This window comes from Kitasatospora sp. NPDC002227 (assembly GCF_040296285.1).
Classification (GTDB): Bacteria; Actinomycetota; Actinomycetes; order Streptomycetales; family Streptomycetaceae; genus Kitasatospora.
This window is the reverse complement of sequence record NZ_JBEOWY010000003.1, coordinates 101035-124231: the sequence shown is the minus strand read 5'-3', so window position 1 is coordinate 124231 and position 23197 is coordinate 101035. Positions and strand designations below refer to the sequence as shown.

The 23197-nt window shown below is 71.8% G+C and carries 19 protein-coding genes; 11 read left to right on the top strand and 8 right to left on the bottom strand.

Features of this window, described 5'->3' with window-relative positions:
* Window positions 1–38 precede the first annotated feature (38 nt).
* The gene (ku, locus tag ABT095_RS04170; RefSeq protein ID WP_350527710.1) at window positions 39–1064 is read left to right on the top strand and encodes a non-homologous end joining protein Ku; all 1026 of its coding nucleotides are present in this window, start codon (window positions 39–41) and stop codon (window positions 1062–1064) included.
* A 144-nt stretch (window positions 1065–1208) separates the two neighbouring features.
* Window positions 1209–2798 carry an outer membrane protein assembly factor BamB family protein gene (locus ABT095_RS04165; RefSeq protein ID WP_350527709.1) on the top strand — a complete coding sequence of 530 codons (1590 nt, stop codon included), beginning with the start codon at window positions 1209–1211 and terminating at the stop codon, window positions 2796–2798.
* Window positions 2799–2834: 36 nt separating this feature from the next.
* On the opposite strand, the gene ABT095_RS04160 is transcribed toward ABT095_RS04165, so the two are convergent.
* On the bottom strand, window positions 2835–3113 hold the full coding sequence (locus ABT095_RS04160; RefSeq protein ID WP_350527708.1) for a DUF6158 family protein: 279 nt from the start codon (window positions 3111–3113) through the stop codon (window positions 2835–2837).
* A gap of 132 nt (window positions 3114–3245) precedes the next feature.
* Here ABT095_RS04160 and ABT095_RS04155 point away from each other — a divergent pair, with 132 nt between their 5' ends.
* Window positions 3246–4253, top strand: a complete 1008-nt coding sequence (locus tag ABT095_RS04155; RefSeq protein ID WP_350527707.1) for a PHP domain-containing protein — start codon at window positions 3246–3248, stop codon at window positions 4251–4253.
* Window positions 4254–4257: 4 nt separating this feature from the next.
* The gene (ligD, locus tag ABT095_RS04150) at window positions 4258–5142 is read left to right on the top strand and encodes a non-homologous end-joining DNA ligase (protein WP_350527706.1); all 885 of its coding nucleotides are present in this window, start codon (window positions 4258–4260) and stop codon (window positions 5140–5142) included.
* A 5-nt stretch (window positions 5143–5147) separates the two neighbouring features.
* Here ligD and ABT095_RS04145 read toward each other — a convergent pair whose 3' ends face one another.
* The gene (locus tag ABT095_RS04145) at window positions 5148–6170 is read right to left on the bottom strand and encodes a YncE family protein (protein WP_350527705.1); all 1023 of its coding nucleotides are present in this window, start codon (window positions 6168–6170) and stop codon (window positions 5148–5150) included.
* Window positions 6171–6322: 152 nt separating this feature from the next.
* Between ABT095_RS04145 and ABT095_RS04140 the strand changes: the two genes are divergently transcribed.
* Complete coding sequence (locus tag ABT095_RS04140; RefSeq protein WP_350527704.1) at window positions 6323–7540, top strand: RNA-guided endonuclease InsQ/TnpB family protein; 1218 nt, start codon at window positions 6323–6325, stop codon at window positions 7538–7540.
* A gap of 38 nt (window positions 7541–7578) precedes the next feature.
* Here ABT095_RS04140 and ABT095_RS04135 read toward each other — a convergent pair whose 3' ends face one another.
* Together ABT095_RS04135 and ABT095_RS04130 are read right to left on the bottom strand one after the other, a co-directional pair.
* Complete coding sequence (locus ABT095_RS04135; protein WP_350527703.1) at window positions 7579–8811, bottom strand: MFS transporter; 1233 nt, start codon at window positions 8809–8811, stop codon at window positions 7579–7581.
* A 3-nt stretch (window positions 8812–8814) separates the two neighbouring features.
* On the bottom strand, window positions 8815–9732 hold the full coding sequence (locus tag ABT095_RS04130) for a glycosyltransferase (protein WP_350527702.1): 918 nt from the start codon (window positions 9730–9732) through the stop codon (window positions 8815–8817).
* Between the two features lie 468 nt (window positions 9733–10200).
* Here ABT095_RS04130 and ABT095_RS04125 point away from each other — a divergent pair, with 468 nt between their 5' ends.
* The 6 genes from ABT095_RS04125 to ABT095_RS04100 all read left to right on the top strand — a co-directional run bounded on the left by ABT095_RS04125 (window position 10201) and on the right by ABT095_RS04100 (window position 18871).
* Window positions 10201–11523 (top strand): sugar transferase, encoded by a 1323-nt coding sequence (locus tag ABT095_RS04125; RefSeq protein ID WP_350527701.1) that lies wholly within the window; start codon window positions 10201–10203, stop codon window positions 11521–11523.
* 38 nt (window positions 11524–11561) lie between these two features.
* A complete protein-coding gene (locus ABT095_RS04120) occupies window positions 11562–12608 on the top strand; it encodes a Gfo/Idh/MocA family protein (RefSeq protein WP_350527700.1) in 1047 nt (348 codons plus the stop codon).
* Complete coding sequence (locus ABT095_RS04115) at window positions 12602–13297, top strand: acetyltransferase (protein WP_350527699.1); 696 nt, start codon at window positions 12602–12604, stop codon at window positions 13295–13297. Before ABT095_RS04120 ends, ABT095_RS04115 begins: the two co-directional genes overlap by 7 nt.
* 27 nt (window positions 13298–13324) lie before the next feature.
* Window positions 13325–16750 carry a DUF4082 domain-containing protein gene (locus ABT095_RS04110; RefSeq protein ID WP_350527698.1) on the top strand — a complete coding sequence of 1142 codons (3426 nt, stop codon included), beginning with the start codon at window positions 13325–13327 and terminating at the stop codon, window positions 16748–16750.
* 72 nt (window positions 16751–16822) lie between these two features.
* Entirely contained in the window at window positions 16823–17869 is a 1047-nt protein-coding gene (locus ABT095_RS04105) for a glycosyltransferase family 2 protein (protein ID WP_350527697.1), read from the top strand.
* Window positions 17870–17896: 27 nt separating this feature from the next.
* Window positions 17897–18871 (top strand): class I SAM-dependent methyltransferase, encoded by a 975-nt coding sequence (locus tag ABT095_RS04100; RefSeq protein WP_350527696.1) that lies wholly within the window; start codon window positions 17897–17899, stop codon window positions 18869–18871.
* Window positions 18872–18874: 3 nt separating this feature from the next.
* Here ABT095_RS04100 and ABT095_RS04095 read toward each other — a convergent pair whose 3' ends face one another.
* The 4 genes from ABT095_RS04095 to ABT095_RS04080 are packed head-to-tail and all read right to left on the bottom strand — an operon-like array spanning window position 18875 to window position 23159.
* A complete protein-coding gene (locus ABT095_RS04095; RefSeq protein WP_350527861.1) occupies window positions 18875–19651 on the bottom strand; it encodes a glycosyltransferase family A protein in 777 nt (258 codons plus the stop codon).
* A gap of 2 nt (window positions 19652–19653) precedes the next feature.
* Window positions 19654–21120: an oligosaccharide flippase family protein gene (locus ABT095_RS04090; protein WP_350527695.1), complete on the bottom strand. Its 1467-nt coding sequence runs from the start codon at window positions 21118–21120 to the stop codon at window positions 19654–19656.
* Window positions 21117–22469, bottom strand: coding sequence for an O-antigen ligase family protein (locus ABT095_RS04085; RefSeq protein WP_350527694.1), 1353 nt, complete (start codon window positions 22467–22469; stop codon window positions 21117–21119). The genes ABT095_RS04090 and ABT095_RS04085 overlap by 4 nt, the downstream gene beginning before the upstream one ends.
* 6 nt (window positions 22470–22475) lie before the next feature.
* Entirely contained in the window at window positions 22476–23159 is a 684-nt protein-coding gene (locus tag ABT095_RS04080; RefSeq protein WP_350527693.1) for a YveK family protein, read from the bottom strand.
* Between the last annotated feature and the right edge of the window lie 38 nt (window positions 23160–23197).

The window sequence follows — 23197 nt, the reverse complement described above, 5'->3', positions numbered from 1 at the left end:
TGAGGTGGGGGCAGAGCTGCCTTGCGGAGGAGGCCGAGATGGCCCGACCGATCTGGACCGGCACCGTGAGCTTCGGCCTGGTCACCGTCCCCGTGGGCGTCTACGCGGCCACCGAGGACCACTCGCCGCACTTCCGGCAGCTGGAGCGCGGTACCTCCGACCGGGTGCGCAACCTGCGCGTCAACGAACGCACGGGCAAGGAGGTCGGCTACGGCGACATCGTCAAGGGTTACGAGATCGCCGAGGGCGAGTACGTCGTCCTGGAGCCGGCCGAGCTGGACGAGCTCTCGCCGGGCCGGGCGAAGACGATCGAGATCACGGGCTTCGTGCGCCTGGCGGAGGTCGATCCGATCTTCTTCGACAAGACCTACTACCTGGGCCCGCGCGGCAAGGAGTACGCGCGGGTGTACGCCCTGCTGCAGCAGGCGCTGGCCGACACCGACCGGGCGGGGATCGCCACCTTCGCGATGCGCGGCAAGCCGTACCTGGCGGCCGTGCGGGCCGAGCAGGGCCTGCTGGTGCTGCAGACCATGCACTATGCGGACGAGGTCCGCGACCCCCGCCGGGAGGTGGACAACCTGCCCGCCGCCTCGGCCAAGCCGGCCGAGCTGAAGGAGCAGGAGCTGGCGGCGGCCCGGCAGTTGATCGAAGCGCTGAGCGTGGAGTGGGAGCCGGACGCCTACCACGACACGTACGCGGAGCAGGTCCGGGCGCTGGTCGAGGCCAAGCTGAGCGGCTCGGAGACGGTGACGGCGGCCCCGGCTCCGGAGTCCACCAACGTGGTGGACCTGATGGACGTGCTCCAGCGCAGCCTCAGCGCGGCCACCCCGCAGGCAGCCGAGGCCGCTGCGGAGGAGCCGGCGAAGCCGGTGGGGAAGAAGCCGGCGGGGAAGAAGCCGGCGAAGAAGGAGGCGGCGGTGCCGGAGCTCGGCGGGCTGACCAAGGCCGAGCTGTACAAGCTGGCCACCGAGCAGGACATCCCGGGCCGCTCCACCATGACCCGCGACCAGCTCCAGCAGGCGCTGGAGTCCGCCAAGCCCCGGCACCTGCGGGCGGTCTCCTGAGCGGCGGCGGCGAGCTCCGGCCGGAAGAGGACAGGGCCCGTCCGCTTCCTCGCCCGCCACCTCGGGCGGCAGGCTGCGGACGGCGGACGGCCGACTGGACCACCTCCGCTGGTGGCCACGGGGCCGCCGCCGAACCATGGCGCCATGACCCGCTTCAGCAGAACGTCCGCGCGCGCCGCCGCCCTTCTCACCGGCCTCGCGCTGCTCACCCCGGCCGCCGCCCGCGCCGACGTCGCCACCGTCTCCGTCACCACCGAACGCACCGCCTGGGACCAGAACGAACCGGGGCTGGCCCCCGCCGAGGTCAGCGCCGCGGACTTCGGCGTCCGCTTCTCCGTACCGCTCGACGGCCAGGTCTTCGCCCAGCCGCTGGTCATCGGCCCGACCGTGGTCGTCGCCACCGAGACCAACCACGTCTACGGGATCGATGCCAAGACCGGGAAGATCACCTGGCAGCGCTCGATGGGCGCGGCCTGGCCGTCCGCCGCGATCGGCTGCTCGGACCCGGGCCCCAACGTCGGCACCACCTCCACCCCGGTGTACGACCCGGACACCGGCACCGTGTACCTGACCAGCAAGGTCAACGACGGCCCCGACGACAAGCACCCGCACTACTACGTGCACGCCGTCGACGCCCAGAGCGGGGCCGAGCGCAGCGGCTGGCCGGTCACCGTCCAGGGCGACCCGGTCAACGCCCCCGGCAAGCCGTTCAACGCCTACCGCTCGCTCCAGCGCCCGGGGCTGCTGCTGCTCGACGGCCGTCTCTACCTCGGGTTCGGCTCGCTCTGCGGGGCCGGCGACTACATCGGCATGCTGGCCGGCCTCGACACCCACACCCGGAACCTCACCCTCTGGTCCACGGTGGCCGGGTCCGACACCCAGCGCGCCTCGATCTGGATGTCCGGCGCCGGACCGGTCTCGGACGGCCCCGGGCGGATCATCCTCACCACCGCCGACGGCCAGGGCGCCGGCGCCTCGCCCCCGAAGGGCCCCGGCAACAAGCCGCCCGGCGGCATGGGGGAGTCGGTGATCCGCTTCGCCGTCAACAGCGACGGCACCTTCAGCCCGCAGGACTTCTTCAGTCCCACGAACAACGCCACCCTCGACCGGAAGGACACCGATCTGGGCTCCGGCGGCCCGGTCGCCCTCCCCGAGAACCTCTTCGGGACCTCCGCCCACCCCCGGCTGCTGGTCCAGGTCGGCAAGGACGGCCGGATCTTCCTGCTCGACCGCGACAACCTGGGCGGCATGGGCCAGGGCCCGAACGGCACCGACAACGCCGTCGGCATGACCGGCCCGTACGGCGGCGTCTGGGGCCACCCCGCCGTCTGGGGCGGCGACGGCGGCTACGTCTACACCGTCGAGAACTACGGAAAGCTGCGCGCCCTCAAGTACTCCGTCAGCCCGGCCGGCCTCCCGCAGCTGACCAGTGCCGGCACCAGCGCCGAGGACTTCCTCAAGATGTCCGGCTCGCCCGTCGTCACCTCCGACGGCACCAGCAGCGGCTCCGCCCTGGTCTGGGCCATCTGGTCCGGCACCGGTCAGTACGGCGAGGGCGGCGAGCTCCGTGCCTACGACCCGGTGCCGGAGGCCGGCACGCTCAAGCTGCGCCGCTCCTTCCCGCTCGGCACGGTCAGCAAGTTCTCGGTGCCGGCCACCGACAAGGGCCGGATCTACGTCGGCATGAAGGACCACCGCCTGCTCGCCCTCGGCCGGCCCTCCGCCTTCGCCTGACGCTCAGGCGCCCGGGCGGGCGGCGGACGCCGGCGGCTACGCCGGGGTGGCTTCGATGTGGGCGGCGGTTTCGCGGGCCCGGGCGCCGGCGCGGGTGCGGGCGGCGGTGACCTGGCGGTACGGGAAGCGGCGGACGAACTCGGCTTCCAGCTGGCCGGTGCGCAGGGTGTGGCGGCGCAGGGCCTCCTCGGAGCCGTAGAGGAAGGTCTCGTGGCGCGTGCGGTGCAGCTGGGCGAGCTCGCGCAGCAGGACGTCGTTGTGCAGGGCGTCGGGCGGTATGCCGGTCGAGCGGTCGGCGGTCGCGGGCTGCGACATGGCGATGCCTCCTCCAGGAGCGCCCCCCTCCAGTACGGCTTGCCCGGCCCGGGTGGCGGGAAACCGCCCGAATAGGGAGAAACCGCCCGAACGGCGGGTTTTCCCAGCTGGGCCACCGGGCACCTCCGCCACATGGACCCCGTGCAGGCGCTGGAGCGGGCTGCGTTCCTGCTGGAGCGCGAGCAGGCATCGCCGTACCGTTCGCAGGCCTTCCGGCAGGCGGCCTCGGCCGTCCGCGCCCGGCTCGCCGAGCAGCCGGACGTGAGGGAGCTGGCCGCGCACGCCACCGCACTGCCGGGAGTCGGGTCGACCACGGCGCGGGTGATCGCCGAGGCGGTGGCCGGGCGGACGCCGGCCTACCTGGCCGAGCTGGAGGAGCGGGCGAAGGAGCCGCTGGCCACCGGCGGGGATGAGCTGGTGGCGGCGCTGCGCGGGGACTGCCACCTGCACTCGGACTGGTCGGACGGCGGCACGCCGATCGAGGTGATGGGCCGGGCCGCCCGGGAGCTCGGGCACGAGTGGGCGGTGCTCACCGACCACTCGCCGCGGCTGACCGTCGCGCACGGGCTCAGCCCCGAGCGGCTGCGGCGGCAGCTGGAGGTGGTCGAGGGGCTGCGCGAGGAGCTGGCGCCGCTGCGGCTGCTCACCGGCATCGAGTGCGACATCCTCGAGGACGGCAGCCTGGACCAGGAGGACGAGCTGCTCGAACGGCTCGATGTCGTGGTGGCGTCGGTGCACTCCAAGCTCAAGATGGAGCCGATGCTGATGACCCGGCGCCTGCTGGCCGCCGTCCGCAACCCGCACACCGACATCCTCGGCCACTGCACCGGGCGGCTGATCGGGGCGAAGCCCCGGCCCGAGTCCCGGTTCGACTCCGCCAAGGTGTTCGCCGCGTGTGCGGAGAGCGGGACGGCGGTGGAGATCAACTGCCGCCCCGAGCGCACCGATCCGCCGGACGGGCTGTTGGCGGAGGCCGAGGCGGCGGGGTGCCTGTTCGCGGTGGACACCGACGCGCACGCGCCCGGGCAGTTGAGCTGGCAGGTGTACGGCTGCGCGCGGGCGGCGAAGGCGGGGATCGCGGCCGAGCGGATCGTCACCACCTGGCCGGAGGCCGATCTGCTGGCCTGGACGGGGAGTTGAGAGCGTGCCGGCCGACCCGACCGCGACCGTCACCGAGATCGACGGGCGCAGGCTGAAGCTGACCCACCTGGACCGGGTGCTCTACCCCGCGACGGGCTGGACCAAGGCGGCCGCGCTGCGCTACTACGCCCTGGTGGCACCGCTGTTGCTGCCGCACCTGGCCGGCCGCCCGGCCTCGTTCCTGCGCTTCCCCGCCGGGGTGAGCGAGCAGCGGTTCTGGGCCAAGAACGTGCCGCAGGGCGCGCCCGAGTGGCTGACCACGCTGCAAGTGACCCACCGCGAGGGGGAGATGGAGCAGGTGGTGGTCGCCGATCTGGCGACTCTGATCTGGGCCGCCAACCTCGGGGCGCTGGAGCTGCACGTGCCGCAGTGGCGGCAGGACCCGGCGGAGCACGACCGGCTGGTGATCGACCTCGACCCGGGCCCGGGGGTGACGGCGGTGGAGTGCTGCGCGGTGGCCCTGCTGGCACGGGAGTTGCTGGTGGCGGACGGGCTGACCGCCTGGCCGAAGACCTCGGGGGCCAAGGGCCTGCACCTGCTGGTACCGCTGCGGCCGACCCCCGCGCGGCAGGTCAACGACTACGCCCGGGAGTTGGCCGCCCGGCTGCGGCGCAGCCACCCGCAGCTGGTGGTGGACCGGATGGAGAAGCGGCTGCGGGCCGGGCGGGTGTTCGTGGACTGGTCGCAGAACAACAGCGCCAAGACGACGGCCGCGCCCTACTCGCTGCGGGCCGGGGACGCGCCGGGCGTCTCGACCCCGCTGGAGTGGACGGAGCTGGCGGCCTGCCGCCGCCCGGAGGAGCTGGTGTTCACCCCGGAGGAGGTGGCCCAGCGCTCGGAGGACCCTTGGCACGGGGTGCTCGAGGAGGCCAACTGGGGTGAGCTGTAGCGGACTTACGGCAGGGGAGCGGGTGAGAAGCCGTTGTGCAGCAGGACGGCGGGCTGCCCGGTGCCGTCGGCCGGGACCTGCCAGAGGTCGGTGGTGGACTTGCCGGCGACCGGGAGGGCGTAGGTGACGGTGCGGTCGTCGAGCCAGGCGGCCTGGTCGTCCACACTGTGCTGCTCGGCGAGCAGGGTCTCCTTCATGGTGGCGAGGTCCAGGACGGCGAGGTGCCAGGGGGCGGTGGTGCTGGTGGAGACCCGCTTCTTGAACACCAGGCGGGTGCCGTCGGGGGAGAGCGAGGGGCACTCGACGTTCTCGCGCAGCACGGTGAGGGTACGGGCCGCGAGGTCGCCCCGGACGAGGTAGGTCTTGCCGGTGCTGATCGGCGACATGGTGGCGTAGAAGGTGTTGTCGTCCGAACTGAAGGTGACGCCCCAGAAGTTGCGGTCCACCGGGAGGTACTGCTTGCCGTCCTTGCGGACGTCGAAGTCCTCCAGCGTGTTGACCAGGGTGCCGGTGCGCACGTCCAGGATCGAGGTGCGGGTGGAGAAGGTGTTGGCGGCGTAGGAGTCGCCCGAGGTGAAGACCGTCCAGGAGGCCATCCGGCCGTCGGCCGAGATCCGGGCCCGGTTGGGGGCGCCCGCGCCGAGGTCGATCTCGCGCTGGACCTTGAGGGTGGCGTCCAGGATCTGCACCTGGTGGCGGGGGATGGCCGCGAAGACGGTGGAGAGGCAGACCACCGTGCCCGCCGCCGCGTAGACCCGCTCGCAGGAGGCCTGCCCGACGGTGCGCGGGCCGCCCGGGGTGCCTGCCGCCACGGTGGCCAGCAGGCCGTAGCCGGGGCCCGGTTCGGTGTCGCGGAACAGGATCCGGCCGTGTACGCCGGTGAGGTCCAGCTCGGTCGGTGCGGCGCCGTCACCCTGACGGTGCGTCACCTTCTCGCGCTGGGCGGCGTGCACGCCGTAGCCGATCCCGAGCGCGGTGAGCAGGGCTATCGCCACGGCGAGGACGGTCACGCGGGCGCGGGTGGTCATCGAGTACCTCCGTGGATACCCCCGGCACTCGCCAGGGGAGGAAACGGAACTGTTGCGGAGCAGGGCAATGGGCTGCGTTGCGCCGTAAGGCGCCCCGAAGTGCCATGGTCCGCAGAGTTGGTGTGTACGGCGGCCATTACTAGCTTGTGGGTGTGACCACGAGCCATGTGAAGCGGGCATTGAAGTACCGCTTCTATCCGAGCGATGCGCAGGCGACTGAGCTGTCGCGCACGTTCGGGTGCGTGCGGAAGGTCTACAACATGGCACTGCAGGCTCGAAGCGAGGCGTGGACGCTGCGCCAGGAACGGGTGAACTACAGCGCCACCTCCGCCATGCTGACGGCGTGGAAGAAGACCGAGGGGCTGGCCTACCTTTCCGAGGTCAGCTCGGTTCCGTTGCAACAGAGCCTGCGGCACCTGCAGGGGGCGTTCACCAACTTCTGGCAGAAGCGGGCGAAGTACCCGTCGTTCAAGAGCCGGAAGAAGTCCCGCCGGTCTGCCGAGTACACGCGCTCCGCGTTCCGATGGCGTGACGGCCGGCTGACGCTGGCGAAGATGGTCGATCCGCTGGACATCGTGTGGTCGCGCCCGCTCCCCGAGGGGGCGCAGCCGTCCACGGTCACGGTGTCGCAGGACGGCGCCGGGCGCTGGTTCGTCTCTCTGCTGTGCCTCGACCTGCCCGTGATGCCCGAGCCCGTGAATGCTGCAGTCGGCATCGACGCCGGAATCACCGCCCTGGTGGCGCTCTCCACGGGAGAGAAGATCACCAACCCCCGGCACGAGCGAGAGGGCCGGGAACGCCTTGTCAAGGCGCAGCGGGAGCTCGCGCGCAAGGCCGGAGGAGACGGTGCGAACCGGGCGAAGGCCCGGATCAAGGTCGGCCGGGCGCATGCTCGGATCGCCGACCGCAGGCGTGACTTCCTGCACAAGCTCACCACTCGACTCGTCCGTGAGAACCAAACGGTCGTGATCGAGGATCTGTCGGTCCGCAACATGATCAAGAACCGGAAAATGGCCCGCGTCATCGCGGACGCCTCCTGGTCCGAACTGCGGTCGATGCTGGAGTACAAGGCACAGTGGTACGGACGCGAGGTGATCGCCGTGGACCGGTGGTTCCCCTCGTCCAAGCTGTGCAGCACGTGTGGCATCTTGCAGGGCAGGATGCCGCTGAACGTCCGCGAGTGGACGTGCGGCTGCGGGACGACCCACGACCGGGACGTCAACGCGGCCAAGAACATCCTGGCCGCCGGACTGGCGGTTACAGCCTGTGGAGACGGTGTCAGACCTCAACGGAGCACTCCGGGCGGGCAGTCGTCGGTGAAGCAGGAAGTTGTCCCAGCAGCCCGCACGTGTGGGATGTCTCAGCCGTGAGGCTGAGGGGAATCCCCGTCCTCAGGGCGGGGAGGAGGTCAAGCGGTGGTGCCCTTCCGGATCAGCACGGCGGCGGCCGGGAGGCCGAGCAGCAGGGCCGCGGCGAAGAGTTCGAGGGTGGTGCGGGGGCCCGCCAGGCGGTAGACGATGCCGAACAGGAGGGAGGAGGCGAACATGCCGAGGGCCTGCAGGCTCTGCAGTACGGCGAAGCCGGAGGTGCGGGCGTTCGCCGGGAGGAGTCTGGCGGTGTGGGCCATCAGCGGGGCGTCGGTGGCGGCGTAGAAGGTGCCGTGCAGGAGCAGGGCCACGGTGAGGACGAGCGGCCCGGTGCCGGCGGTGGCGAGGAGGACCAGCAGCACCAGGAAGCAGAGGTGGCCGCCCAGGTAGAGCCGCCAGGGGCCGAAGCGGTCGGCCAGGGTGCCGAAGGGGAGCGAGAGCAGCAGGTACGGGGCGGCGGTGCCGAGGGCGAGGAGGGGGAACCAGCGGGCCGCGAGGTCGTCCTGGCGCTGCAGGGTGAGGTAGACGAAGGCGTCGCTGATGGTGGCGGTCTCGAGCAGCGTGACGCACAGGCAGGTGCGGCGGAAGGCGCGGTCGCGCAGCAGGTCGAGCCCGGTGCGCAGCACGGGCAAGGCGCGGTGGTGGGTGCCGCGTTCGTCGCGGACGAAGAGCAGCAGCACGATCACGCCGAGGGTGGCCATGCAGAAGCCGGCCACGAAGACGGCGTCGTAGGCCACCGCGACGGCCGAGAGCAGCCCGAAGGCGGCGAGCGGGCCGCAGAACGCACCGGCGGTGTCCATCATCCGGTGCACCCCGAAGGCCCGGCCCTGGGTCTCGGGGGTGGAGGAGAGCGAGATCAGCGCGTCCCGTGGGGCCGTGCGCAGGCCCTTGCCGCTGCGGTCGACGGCCAGGGCCGCGCTCAGGCCCGGCAGCGAGGCGCCGGCCAGCGGCAGGGCAAGTTTGCAGACGGCGGAGAGGCCGTACCCGGCGAGGGCGACGTACTTGCGGGCCTGGAAGCGGTCGGCCAGGTGGGCGCCGACGAGTCGCAGGAAGACCGAGGCGCCGTTGAACAGGCCGTCCAGGAAGCCGGTCTGAAGCATGGTCAGGCCGAGCACGGAGGTGTAGTAGAGCGGCAGGACGGAGGAGACCATCTCGGAGGAGATGTCGGTGAGCAGGCTGACCAGGCCCAGGGTGACCACGGTGGCGCTGACCCGGCGGGCGGCGCGGCCGGCCGGGCGGGAGTGGTCGGCGGTGCGGGCGGAGGAGAGGTACACGGCTCAGGCCAGGTTCTCGGCGGTCGGCCGGGTGCGCAGCCGGGCCGGGCTGAGCAGGGCGGCGGCCGCGCGCCGGCTGCGGGTGTGGCCGAGCAGGGCGCGGGAGCCCTCGCGGAGCAGGGTCGCGGTCCAGAACAGGGCGGTGGCGGGCAGCGAGTGGCGGCGGCGGAACAGGCGCACCTTGTTGAGGGTGAGCAGGGTCCAGAGCCGGGGCGAGACCTCGGAGTCGCCCTCCAGGTGGACGGCGCTCGCCTCAGGGGCCAGCCGGGTGAGGTAGCCGAGGTCGCGGGCGCGCAGGGCGTACTCGGTCTCCTCGGAGTAGAGGAAGAAGGACTCGTCCCAGGGCCCGCAGGCGCGCACGCACTCCCAGGAGACGAGCAGCGCCGCCCCGGTGGCCCAGTCGGCCGTGGTGGTGGTCGCGTAGGCGCTCCCGTCGGTGACCAGCTCGCCCAGCGCCGGCCAGCGGCCGGCCCGGCGGTTGCCGAGCAGGGCCTCGCCCCAGGCGCGCAGCACGGCCGGTTCGCGGCGCAGCGAGTGGGTCAGGGTGCCGCTCTCGCCGGTGAGCCGGGGGACGACCAGGCCGGTGCCGGGGGTGTCGAGTTCGCGCAGCATGGTGGCCACGCAGCCCTCGGCGAGCCGGATGTCCGGGTTGAGGATCAGGACGGCGGTGCAGGGGTCGATTCCGGCCAGGGCCGCATTGATCGCCGCGGCGTACCCGGCGTTGTATCCGGTCTGCACGATTCGGGCCGAAGGCACGGCACTGCGTACCACGTCGAGTGTCATATCCGCTGACGCATTGTCAGCCACAGTCAACTCCCAGGAAATTCCCAGGAGTCCGCGCTCCAGTGAATCAAGGAGCCCCGGCAGCACCTCGGCACTGTTCCAGGTGACCACTATCACCGCGACCGTTGCAGCCTTCATCGAATCCCCTCGCCGTGGCCCGCCCAGGCCCGTAGCCTCGCACAATGCTTGGTGGTGCGGGCCCAAGTATGCGTGGCGGGGCGGCCTGTGGTGGGCCGTTCGGCCAATCGGACCGGCGGGGGCGCACGAGGGCGCGCAAGCCGAAGCCGATCGTCCGCCTCTCCACCGGACACCCACATAGGTGGAGAGATTGTTTGCGGTTTGTCCGCCCCTGGACGCCTCGGGCCGCTACCTTGCTCTCTGGGGATCGCATGGTGCGACGTGAGCAAGTCCGGCGCCTGCTGGGGGAAGTCAGGTGCCGCTGCTCGCGATTGTCGCTGTCTTACGCATTTTTCGTCGGGCGCACCGGCTGGGGGGCACAGCATGGCCGTGGAATCGGCCGCACGTTCGGACAATTACCGTGATGTCACGACTCCGCGCGATCTGCGCCGGAGGTGGCAGCGCGACCATCTACTCACTCTCGTCTCGGTGGACCTGCTGGCGGCCGCGGCCGCCTCGCTCGTGGTCTACCTCGATCACGGGCGGCAAGAGGTCTACACCTTGTTACCGCTGCTGTGGCCCGCGGCGCTGGCCGCCGTACGGGCCTACGGACCACGGCAGTTGGCACCCGCCCTGCCGGACCACGGCCGGATAGGCCGGGCCGCCCTGGGCCTGGGCGGAGCCGCCGTCATCGGCTCCGAACTCGTCCTCGGCGGCCAGGACAGACTTGTGCACGACACGGTGCTCGGCCTGGTGGCCGCCGCGCTGCTGACCCTGCTGCTGCGGGGGCTGGTCCGAGGCCGGATGCAGGCCCACTGGGCCGCCGGGCGGCGGCTGCGCCGGGTGCTGGTGCTCGGCGACCCGGGCTCGGTCGACGGCTTCGCCGAAGCGCTCGCCAGCCGCGGCAGGCACGGCCTGCACCTGGTGGGGGCCTGCGTCACCGAGCCCGGCGAGACCGGACTGCCGGTCCTCGGGCGCACCAAGGACGTGCCGGCCGCCGTCCGTCGCACCGGCTGCGAGCTGGTCGTGGCGCTGCCCGGCGGCGGGCTGGACCACGCCGCGCTGCGGCGGCTGGGCTGGGCGCTGGACGCCGAGGGGGTGCAGCTGCTGGTCAGCCCGATGCTCGACCACGTGGCCGCCGAGCGGCTCAGCGTGCAGGCCGTCGGCGGGCTGCCGCTGGTGCACGTCAAGGCGCCGGTGCGCTCCGGTGCGGCCCGGCTGCCCAAGGAGATCGTGGACCGGGTGCTGGCCGCCTTCGGGCTGATGCTGCTCACCCCGCTGCTGCTGGTGCTGGCGGCGCTGGTGCGGGCCAGCAGCCCCGGCCCGGCGTTCTTCCAGCAGCGCCGGGTCGGGCTGGACGGCGAGCCGTTCACCATGCTCAAGTTCCGCACCATGCTGCACAACGCGGAGTCGCTGCGCAGCGAGCTGGCCGAGCTCAACCTGAACACCGACGGCCCGCTGTTCAAGATGCGGCAGGACCCGCGTACCACCGCCGTGGGCCGCTTCCTGCGGCGCTACTCGCTGGACGAACTGCCGCAGCTGTTCAACGTGTTGGCCGGGCACATGTCCCTGGTCGGCCCCCGGCCGCCGCTGCCGGAGGAGACCCTGGACTACGACGAGGAGACCAGACGCCGGCTGCTGGTCAAGCCGGGCCTGACCGGCCTGTGGCAGGTGAGCGGCCGCTCGGACCTGCCCTGGCACGAGGCCGTGCGGCTCGACCTGAGCTACGTGGACAACTGGTCGCACACCATGGACGCCCTGATCCTGCTGCGCACCACCGGTGCGGTGGCACGCGGCAAGGGGGCCTACTGATGACCACTACTGACAAGCTGTCGAAGGGAACTGACGCTGTGACGGAAACGCTGGGGCTCGCCGTGATCGGGGCCGGGTACTGGGGCCCGAACCTGATCCGCAACTTCCAGGCCTCCCCGGAGTTCCGGCTGCGCTGGGTCTGCGACCTGGACAAGTCCCGGGCCGAGCGGGTGCTCGGCGGGTACTCCACCGTCACCGCGACCGACGACTACGCCGCCGTCCTGGCCGACCCGGAGGTGGACGCCGTCGCGGTGGCCACCCCGGCCGGCACCCACCTGGCCGTCGCGATGGCGGCGCTGGAGGCGGGCAAGCACGTGCTGGTGGAGAAGCCGCTGGCGGCCACCGGCGAGGAGGGCCGGCGCCTGGTCGAGGAGGCCGAGCGGCGCGGCCTGGTGCTGATGTGCGACCACACCTACTGCTACACCCCGGCGGTCAGCCGGATCCGCGAGCTGGTGCGCTCCGGCGAGATCGGCGACGTGCAGTACGTGGACTCGGTACGGATCAACCTCGGCCTCGTCCAGCGGGACGTGGACGTGCTCTGGGACTTGGCGCCCCATGACCTGTCCATCCTGGACTTCGTGCTGCCCGAGGAGGACCGCCCGGTCGCGGTGGCCGCCCAGGGCGCCGACCCGATCGGGGTCGGCCGGGCCTGCGTCGCGTACCTGACGCTGCAGCTCGCCTCCGGCGCCATCGCGCACGTGCACGTCAACTGGCTCTCCCCGACCAAGGTGCGCACCACCATGGTCGGCGGCTCCAAGCGCACCCTGATCTGGGACGACCTCAACCCGCAGCAGCGCCTGGCGCTGTTCGACCGGGGTGTGGACCTGGCGATGCCGGACGAGCTGGACGCGGGCTCGAGGCGCGAGCTGATGGTCAACTACCGCTCCGGCGAGATGGTCGCCCCCGCGCTGGGCGAGAAGGAGGCGCTGCGCGGCGTGGTGGAGGAGTACGCCGCCGCGATCCGCGAGCGTCGGGCCCCGCTCACCGACGGGCGGGCGGGCCTGCGGGTGCTCGAGATCCTGGAGGCCGCCGGGCGCAGCCTGGCCCAGGGCGGCGCGCTGGTCCCGCTCGGTGACCCGTGCTGAAACAGCCTTCCAAGCGTGCCGTCCGCCCCGAGCTGGTCATCGTCGGGGCGGGCGGCTTCGGCCGTGAGACGGCCGAGGCCGCACATGCCGCCGGGTGGCGGCTGCGCGGGTTCCTGGACGACAACCCGGTGCTGCACGGCACCCGGGTGGACGGTGTGCCGGTGCTCGGCCCGGCCGAGCTGGTGCACGAACTGCCGCGCACCAAGGTGCTGCTGTGCACCGTCAACCCCCGGGTGTACACCAGCCGGCTCGACCTCGCCGAGCGGCTGGGGCTGCCCGAGCGCCGGTACGCCACCCTGGTGCACCCGAGCGCCTCGGTCGCCGCCCGGGCCGAGCTCGGCCCGGGCACGGTGCTGCTCGCCCACACGGCCGTCACCGCACGGGCGAGCATCGGCGCTCATGTCGCCGTGATGCCGCAGGTGGTCATCACCCACGACGTCGAGGTGGCCGAACTGGCCACCCTGGCCAGCGGAGTGAGACTGGGCGGCGGGGTACGCCTGGAACGCGGCTGCTACCTGGGGGCGGGCGCGCTGCTGCGCGAGTACCTGACCGTCGGCCAGTGGTCGCTGGTGGGCATGGGGTCCGTCGTCCTGCGCGACGTGCCGCCGCTGGAGGTCTGGGCCGGTACGCCGGCCCGGTACCTGCGGGCGGCGGCCGGGGCACCGCGGTCAGCAGTCGTGGTGCCCTAATTTCTGCACAGCTAGGGGAGAACAACAGTGAAAATCAGCAGTGCGGCGGCCCGCGGGCCGTCGAGAGCGTCTCTGCGAGACCGGATCCGGACGATCGGCCGCTTCCCCCGGGCGCTGCTCGCCGGTGTGATGCTGCTCGGCGTCACCACCCTCTCGGCCCTGCCCGCGCACGCCGCGGGCGACCCGTGTGCCACCCCCGTGGTGAACAAGGTCGCCTGTGAGAACAGCAAGCCGGGCAACCCGGTGGAGGACTGGTACTCCCCGAACGCCTGGGGCGCCATCCAGGGTTTCACCACCCACGAGAGCTACAAGCCGGGTGACACCATCGAGTTCAAGGTGAACTCGCCGACCCCGTACCAGATCGAGATCTACCGGCTCGGCTGGTACCAGGGCAACCGGGCCCGCAAGATGCCCAGTTCGCCCACCGCCACCTACCCGGCCAAGACCCAGCCGAACTGCCTCTCGGACGCCTCGGTCGGCCTGGTCGACTGCGGCAACTGGACCACCACCGTCACCTGGCAGGTGCCCTCCGACGCCGTCTCGGGCCTGTACCTGGCCAACATCCAGCAGGCCGACGGCAGCGGCCTGATGCCGTACCCGATCATCGTCCGGGACGAGTCGAGCCACTCCGACATCGTGGTGCAGACCTCGGACCAGACCTGGCAGGCGTACAACAACTGGGGCGGCCAGAACCTGTACAACGGCTCCGGGCCCGCGCCCGACGGCCGCGCGTACAAGGTGAGTTACAACCGCCCGCTGGACATCGGCGCCGACAACGGCATCTACGGCTCCGAGTACTCGATGATCGGCTGGCTGGAGCGGGGCGGTTACGACGTCAGCTACCTGAGCGGCATCGACGTCTCCACCAAGGGTGTACTGCTGCAGAACCACAAGATATTCATGTCCAACGGCCATGACGAGTACTGGAACCAGGCCCAGCGGGACAACGTGACCGCCGCCAAGAACGCCGGGGTCAACCTGGCCTTCTTCTCGGCCAACGAGATGTTCTGGCGCACCCGCTTCGAGAACTCCATCGACGCCACCGGCACCGCCTACCGCACGCTGGTCTGCTACAAGGAGACCAAGCTGCAGATCCCGGGCGTGGACGGCGTGCCCGACCCGAGCGGGCAGTGGACCGGCACCTGGATGGACCCGGTCGGCGCCGGGCGCGGCGGCGGCAAGCCGCAGAACGCGCTCACCGGGCAGCTGTTCCGGGTCAACGGCTACCGCAACGACACCATGACGGTGCCGGCCGCCTTCGGCAAGCTGCGGATGTGGCGGAACACCTCGATCGCCACCCTGCCCGCCGGGCAGGTCGCCACCTTCCCGACCGGCACGCTCGGCTACGAGTGGGACGTGGACGAGGACAACGGCTCCCGGCCGCCGGGCGCCATCGACCTCTCCTCCACCACGGTGGCCATCAACGACGGCAACCTGCTGCAGGACAACGGCAACACCTACGCCAACGGCGTGGCCACCCACAGCCCGACCATCTACCGGGACCCGAACTCGAACGCGCTGGTCTTCGGCTCGGGCACGGTGCAGTGGTCCTGGGGCCTGGACACCCTCCACGTGGGAAACACCACCACCGAGGACTCCCGGATGCAGCAGGCCACGGTGAACCTGCTGGCCGACATGGGCGCCCAGCCCGCCACCCTGCAGACCGGCCTGGTGAAGGCCAGCGCGACCGCCGAGCTGACCGGCCCGAACGTCTCGGTCAGCAGCCCCGCCTCCGGCAGCACCGTGCCGGTGCAGAAGCCCGTGACCGTCTCCGGCACCGCCGCCGACCTCGGCTTCTCCGCCGTGGGCGTGCCCGGCGTGGTCGCCCGGGTGGAGGTCTCGGTGGACGGCGGCACCACCTGGAAGGGCGCCACCGGCACCACCAACTGGAGCTACACCTGGACGCCGCTCACCCAGGGATCCGCGCAGATCATGGTCCGGGGCGTCAACGACTCGGTGCTGACCGGCAGTACGGTCACCGTGCCGATCACCGTCGGCCCGCAGCAGTGCCCCTGCACCATCTGGCCCAGCTCCGCGGTGCCCGCGCACGTGGACTCCGGCGACGCCGGGGCGATCGAGCTCGGTGTCAAGTTCCGTACCACGGCGAACGGTTCGGTCACCGGCGTGCGGTTCTACAAGTCGGCGCTGAACACCGGCACCCACACCGGCAGCCTGTGGGCCAGTGACGGCACCCTGCTGGGCACCGGAACGTTCACCGGCGAGACGGCCTCCGGCTGGCAGCAGCTCACCTTCGCGCAGCCCGTGCCGGTCAAGGCCAACACCACCTACATCGCCTCCTACTACGCCCCCAACGGCCACTACTCGTACGACGACGGCTACTTCACCGGGCAGGGCGCCGGGATCGACCCGATCAAGGCGCTGATGGCGGGGGCCGACGGGGACAACGCGCTCTACCGGTACAACACCGGCGGCGGGTTCCCCAGCAGCAGCTACCACAGCTCCAACTACTGGGTGGACGCGGTGCTCGACACCTCCGTGGACACCACCACCCCGCCCGCCGTCACCAGCGTCACCCCGGTGAACGGCAGCGTCGGGGTAGCGATCACGGCTTCGGCCACCGCCACCTTCAACCACACCATCGACAGCAAGACGCTCAACTTCACCCTGACCGGTGGCGGCTCCACCGTGCCGGCCACGGTCAGCTACGACACCGCGACGGCCACCGCCACCCTGCGGCCCAACGGGCAGCTGGCGCTCGGCACCTCGTACACCGCCACGGTCACCGCCAACGACCCGTGGGGCAACCAGATGGCGGCGCCGAAGAGCTGGAGCTTCACCACCAGCCCGACCCCGCCGACCATCACCTGCCCCTGCTCGCTGTGGAACTCCGCCACCGCGCCGGCCTCGCTCGACTCGGGTGACGCCACCGCGGTGGAGCTCGGCACCAGGTTCAGCTCCTCGGTGAACGGCTGGATCACCGGCCTGCGGTTCTACAAGTCGGTGGCCAACACCGGCACCCACACGGGCACGCTCTGGTCCAACACCGGCACCCAGCTCGCCACCGGCACCTTCACCGGCGAGACGGCCTCCGGCTGGCAGACGCTGACCTTCACCACCCCGGTCGCGGTCACCGCGGGCACCAGCTACGTGGTCTCGTACTTCGCGCCCAAGGGCCACTACTCCGGCAGCAACGGCTACTTCGCCGGCGGGTACTCCAACTACCCGTTGAAGGCCAATGCGGACGGGACCGGCGGCGCCAACGGGATCTACAAGTACGGCGCGACCGGCTTCCCGACCAGCACCTTCAACTCGACCAACTACTGGGTGGACCCGGTCTTCACCAACGTCCGGCCGCCGGGCGCGCCCGTGACGTCGTTACAGCTCCCGCTCCTCGACAGCCTGCTGACTCCGTTGGAGCGGCTGTTGGGGGGCCTCCTCGGACTGGACAACGGTCCGAGCATGGCAACGCCGGGCAGCGAACCGACCAGCTGACCGGCCCCGGGCCCGGGAGCCTCGCGCTCCCGGGCCCCGCACCTTCCGCAGACTTCGAGAGGAATACCCGAGTTGAGCACCGTCAGCGTGGTGATCCCGTGCTACAAGTACGGCCACTATCTCGCCGACTGCGTCAGCAGCGTGCTGGACGAGCAACCGGGCGTGGACGTCAAGGTGTTGATCATCGACGACTGCTCGCCCGACGACTCCGCAGCGGCGGCCCACCGGCTGGCCGCCAAGGACCCGCGGATCGAGGTGCGCGTCCACGAGGTCAACAAGGGCCACATCGCCACCTACAACGAGGGCCTGCTCGAATGGGCCGACGGCGACTACACCGTGCTGCTCTCGGCCGACGACCGGCTCACCCCCGGCGCGCTCACCCGGGCCGTCGGACTGCTCGACGCCCACCCCGAGGTCGGCTTCGTCTACGGGCACCCGATCCACTTCCAGCACGGCAGCCCGCTGCCGCCCGCCCGCACCCAGCTGCGCGGCACCACCGTCTTCCCCGGCCAGTGGTGGCTGGCCCGGCGCTTCAAGGAGGCGCACGGCTGCATCACCTCCCCCGAGGTGGTGGTGCGCACCTCGCTGCAGCGCGAGGTCGGCGGCTACGACCCCGAACTCCCGCACGCCGGCGACGTCGAGATGTGGATGCGGCTCGCCTCCCGGGCCGACGTCGGCTACGTCCAGGGCGTCGACCAGGCCTACTACCGCAAGCACGGCAACAACATGTCCGCCACCGAGTTCGGCGGCCAGATGGACGACCTGCGGCAGAACAAGGTCGCCTACGACGCCGTGCTCAGCGGCTGTGCCGAGCACCTGGAGGACCGGGCGAAGCTGGCGGACACCGTCAACCGCAAGCTGGCCCGGATCGCGCTGCGCCGCGCCGTGCGCGCTTACGACCGCGGCCGCACCGACGTGGTGCCCGAGGCCGAGCTGATCGCCTTCGCCGCCGAGTGCTGGCCCGGCTACCGGGCGCTGCCCGAGTACAAGGGCCTCCTGCTACGCCGCCGGATCGGCGCCCGCCTGATGCCCTACCTCCAGCCGCTGGTGCTCACCGCGGTGGTCGCCGTGGTCCGCGAACGGCTCTGGTGGCGGTCCTGGCGGCTGCGCGGTATCTGACGGTTCTTCTGCTGAGGAGTTGGGCGCGTGTTCAACAATCTGATCAACCGTCATGACGCCGCCCGGGTCGGGCGCAAGCTGCGGCGCGGGCAGGTCGACAAGCTGGTCTCCAAGGTCCGGGTGCGCGGCACCGAGCGGGTGGTGGAGCACTGGTCGGCCGTCGACCCCTCGCTGCAGGAGTGGTGGGCCGTGCCGCAGGTGATCGAGCGCTGGAACACCTTCGCCAGCGGGGACGCCGAGGTGGGCTTCCCGCAGCACGTGGCCGAGAAGTGGCTGGCCGGGCGGACCAGCCTGCGGGCGCTCTCGCTCGGCTGCGGCACCGGCGGGAACGAGGTGATCTGGGCCCGCACCGGCGCCTTCGAGCGGATCACCGGCATCGACATCTCGCCGGACCGGATCGAGTACGCCACCGGGCAGGCCCGTGAGCTGGGCCTGGACGGGGTGCTCGAGTTCCGTACCGCCGACGTCGCCGAGCTGCTCGAGGCCGGCGAGACGTACGACGTGGTGCTCGGGCTGCAGTCGTTGCACCACTTCGACCGCCTCGACGAGACGATGGGCAGGATCGCCGGTCTGCTGAACCCCGGCGGGCTGCTCGTGGTGGACGAGTTCGTCGGCCCCACCAAGTTCCAGTGGACGGCCGGGCAGCTGCGGGCCGTCAATGCGCTGCTCGCCGAACTCCCCGAGGAGCGGCGGCGGTTGGTGGACGGGAGGATCAAGCGCCGGGCCGTCCGGCCGAGCCTGCTGTCGATGCGCCTGGACGACCCCTCGGAGGCCGTGGACGCCGCCCGGCTGCTGCCCGCGGTGCGCGAGCGCTACCGCGTCCTGGAGGAGCGGCCGTACGGCGGCACCGTGCTGCACGTGGCCTTCTCCGGCATCGCGCAGCACTTCCGGGACGGCTCGGCGGAGACGGACGAGCTGGTGCGCAAGTGCTTCGCGGCGGAGGACGCGGTGCTCGGCTCGCTCGGGCACGACTTCGTGTTCATGGTCTGCGAGCCGAAGTAGCGCTCACCAGGCGGACCAGTAGCTCTCGGGGTTGACCAGGTAGCGGACGGTCGGGACGGGCAGGTGGGCCACGGTGTGGCGGCGGCTGTACCGGAAGACCAGCTCCCAGTCCTCCCGGGGCACCACCTCGGGGGTGCGGCGCAGCCGGCTGAAGTACAGGCCGCCGGTGCGCCGCGCCACCACCGCGTTGGTGTCGAGGAAGCCCTCCTCGGCGGCGTGCCTGCGGTCGAACGGGACGGACAGCACGTCGAGCTCGGTGCCGTCCGGGTGGGCCCGGCGCAGCGCGGTGTAGACTGCGTCCGGGCCGCCCGGTGCCTCCAGGGCGGCCAGGGCCTGCGCCAGGTGGTCGGGCTCCCACTCGTTGTCGTCGTCCAGGAAGGCGACGTAGCGTGAGCGGGTGAGCCGGATGCCGACGTTGCGCACCACACCGGCCACCGCGCTGTTGCGGCTGAGGCTGACGGCCACCAGCCGCTTGTCCTCGGGCAGTTCGGGCAGCCCGGCGCCGTCGTCCACCACGATCACCAGCTGGTCCCCGACCGTCTGGGCCAGCGCCGAGGCGACGGCCCGGCGCAGGCCCTCGGGGCGGCGGTAGGTCGGGATGACGGTGGCGACCAGTGTCTCGGGCAGTTCGCCGAGCTGCCCGGCCAGGCGCCGCACCTCTTCGTCCTCCTGGCGGCGCAGCGCGATCGCCGTGCGGCCGAGCACCACCTTGTTGCGGGCCTCCATCAGCCGCAGGAAGCCGAAGGTCTCCCGCAGCAGGCGCTTGCCGTGGTGCAGCACGTTCAACGGTCTCCGTCCCCGGCCATCGCCGGTTCGTGGGCGGGCAGTTCCTCGGCCGGCGCGGGGGTGCGCAGCAGACTGCGCATCGGCAGGACGAGCGGGACGTACGCGGCCAGTGCCACCGCGGCGGCCACGAACATGCCCCAGCGGGTCTGGCCCGTCCAGCGGAACACGGCGTAGGACAGGGCGGCCATCATCAGGGCGCCGACGAAGGGCCGCAGGCAGGCGCGGCCGACCACCACCGGGTTGATTCCGGTGCGGCGCAGCCCCCAGAGGAAGGCCGGGCCGGCCACGGCGGCGGCCACCGCGATGTGCCCGGCGCCGACACCCGCGATGCCCCAGCGGTGCGCGCCGAGCAGCAGCACGGGCACCAGGGCGGCCAGCCACAGGCCCTGCACCCCGATCAGCGAGCTTCGGCGCCCGGCCGCCGCCAGGCAGTCGTAGGCCAGCTCGTAGGCGATCCGCAGCAGGCCGAGCAGGGCCAGGTAGCGCAGCACCCCGGCAGCAGGGGCCCAGCGGGGCCCGTAGATGAGGTCCAGCGCCGGTGCGGCGAGGGTGGCGAGCAGCACGCAGGGCGGTACGGCCGCCGCCATCAGCAGGCCCAGGCCCCGGCCGAAGGCGTCCGAGAGCGCCTCGGGGGAGCCGGCCACCCGGGAGAAGCCCGCGAAGGAGATCCGGCGGGCCGCCTCGGAGATCGAACGGACCGGCCAGCTGGAGACGTTGAAGGCCAGCTGGTAGAAGCCGAGCGCGACCGGGCCGAGCAGCGCGCCGGTCACCACCGAGTCCACGTTGAGCATCGCGAGCACCAGCAGGCTGGCCCCGGCCAGCGGCAGGCCGAACGTGACCAGGGCCTTCGCCTCGGCCGTGGACCAGCCCGGGCGCAGCGCCCCCGGCACCACCACGGCGCAGCCGGCCAGCGCGCACAGGTTGCCCGCCAGGGCGCCCCAGGCGAAGCTCATCGCACCCGCGCCGTGGTAGGCGAGCGCGAGCGTGGTGGCGGTGGTGACCAGGAAGTTGAGCAGGTCCAGTGCCATCCGGGCGCCCTGGCGGAACTCGCGGGCGATGATCTGGTTGGGCACGCAGGCGAGCCCGTCGATCACCACCGAGAGGCAGAGCACCCGCAGCATCCCGGTCGCGTCCGGCGAGCCGAGCAGGCGGGCGGTGGTCGGGGCGGCCACGTACAGCGCAGCGTAGAGGGCGGAGCTGGAGAGGACCGAGAGGGTCATGACGGTGGGCGCGAACTCGCGCACGTCCCGGTCCCAGCGGACGATCGCCAGGCTGACGCCCATCTCGTTGGCCGAGAGCAGCACCCCGAGGGCCACCATGCCGGTGGCGTACAGGCCCCACTCGCGCGGGCCGAGCAGCGTACGGGCGAGCACCACGCCCGCCGCGAAGTTGCCGATCCGGATCACCACGGTGTTGAGCAGGCTCAGCCGGGCACCGGAGCGGACCTTGGCGCCGAGGCTCACCGGGCCGCTCCCCCGGGTGAGTTGCGGACGAACCCGTGCAGGCTGCCCCCGGCGCCCAGCAGCAGGAAGTAGATACCGGCGAACATCGGGAACCCCAGGGAGTCGAAGGTGGCGCTGGTGATCAGCGCGACGGTGGCCGCCGCGACGAAGCACTGGGCCAGCTCGCGGGTCGGCTGGTCCTGGCTGAGCCGCCGGGCGGCGCCGCCGTTGTGGATGCCGGCGACGAAGACCAGCAGCAGCGCGAGGATGCCGTACACGCCGAGCTCGGCGGCGACGTTCAGGTACATGTTGTCGGTGAAGAAGTAGAGCTCGGGCAGGAAGGTGCCCATGCCGTGGCCGAACCACGGCGAACTCTGCATGTACTCCCAGATCTTGGCGTAGTCGCCGGCGCGGGCCTGGGTCGAGCTGTCGGAGTTGGCGAAGAAGGAGCTGAACAGGCCGGTGAGCGTGGACAGCAGCCCCGGCACGGCCGCACCCAGGCCGACCACGCCGAAGCCGACCGCCCCGAGCACGTAGCCGCGGCGCCTGGGCTGCCAGGCCGGCAGCATGCTGCCGAGCGCGACCACCACGCCGATGATGCCGGTGCGGGAGACCGAGATCGGCAGCGCGCCCCCGATCAGCAGCACCGGAAGCCAGCGGCGCAACTTGGTCGTGGTGGCCACCCGGGCCGGGTCGAAGGCCTGCTGGACGGCGAAGGGGAGCAGCATGGCCAGCATGCCGCTGAACTCCAGCGGGTGTGCGGTGGTGCCGCGGGGGCGGGTGAACGCCCCTCGGGTCATCGCGTCGATGCCCGCGCTGGCGGACTGCAGGCCCGGGATGTGCAGCGAGTTGGCCATGTTGGAGTGGGTGAGGAAGTCGTACCAGCCGAACAGGGCGACGATGCAGGCCATCACCACGGTACGGCGCAGCAGGGTCTCCAGCCGCTCGCGGCTCTGGATGCCGGCGGAGGTGAGCACCACCAGGCTGGTCCAGGCGAGTAAACCGATCAGCGCCCGGTCGGCGCCCTGCATCTCCTTGGTGACGGCCGGGCGCCCGGCGCAGGCGATGTACCCGAGCAGCACCGCCGAGGCGAAGACCACCATGGCGATCCGGGGTGCCCGGGTGCCCGGGGCCGGGCTGAGCCGCTCGGCCAGCCAGGCCGCCAGGTACCACATCAGGCCCATCAGGGCGGCCACGTTGGCGGGGGTGCCGACACCGCCCATGCCGGGCAGGGTCAGGTTGGAGGGGATGAACATCGCGAGGGCGACGTAACCGGTGAGCACCGTCACCGCGTCGAACTTCGGCTTGGCCGTCCGCTGTCGCTCCGGGGCCCGCTCCCGGGTCAGCAGGGCCGTCGCGCGCTCCGGCATGCGCGGCTACCTCCCGGCGGAGACGGACGGCTGGGCGAGCGGCTCCTCCTCGGGCGCGGCCTTGCCCCGGCGCCGGCCCGCGCGGGCCCGGCGACGGCCGAAGATGTTCTCGGTGACGAAGGCGGCCAGGAAGGCCACGGCCAGGCCGGCGATACCGATCATCGCCACGTACTGCAGCTTGCTCTTGGTCTGTGCCAGCGGCGGCTGCGGCGGGATGATCACCGTGGCGCCGATCTGCGAGCCGGCCGGGGCCTGCTGCTCGGCCTGCATCTGCTTCAACTGGTCGGCGGTGAACTTGTTCAGCAGGTCGATGGACTTCTTCACCTCGGCCGGGTTGTTGCCCGTGACGGTGAGGGTGAGGAAGGGGCCCATCGCGTTGTCGGCCAGCTTCACCGAGTAGGTGCCGGTCAGGCCCTGCTTCTTGAGCGCCTCGGCGGACTGGTCGGAGGTGAGGCGGCGGCCGAGGAAGTCGGCTGCCACGGTCAGCGCCTGACTGAAGCTCAGGAACGGATTGCCGTTGTTCGGCGCCTGGGCGGACACGCTCGGCGCGTTGAGCAGTGAGATCGAGCACTCCGACTGATAGGTCGTCGGCAGAACGGCGTTGGCCACCGCCGAGAGGCCGATCGTGATCAACACGATCGGAAGCGTGACGTACCAGCGCTTGCGGATCACCCGCAGGAGCTCCCGCATGTCCAACGTACTCTCCCCCTGGGGCCGCACCCGACCCC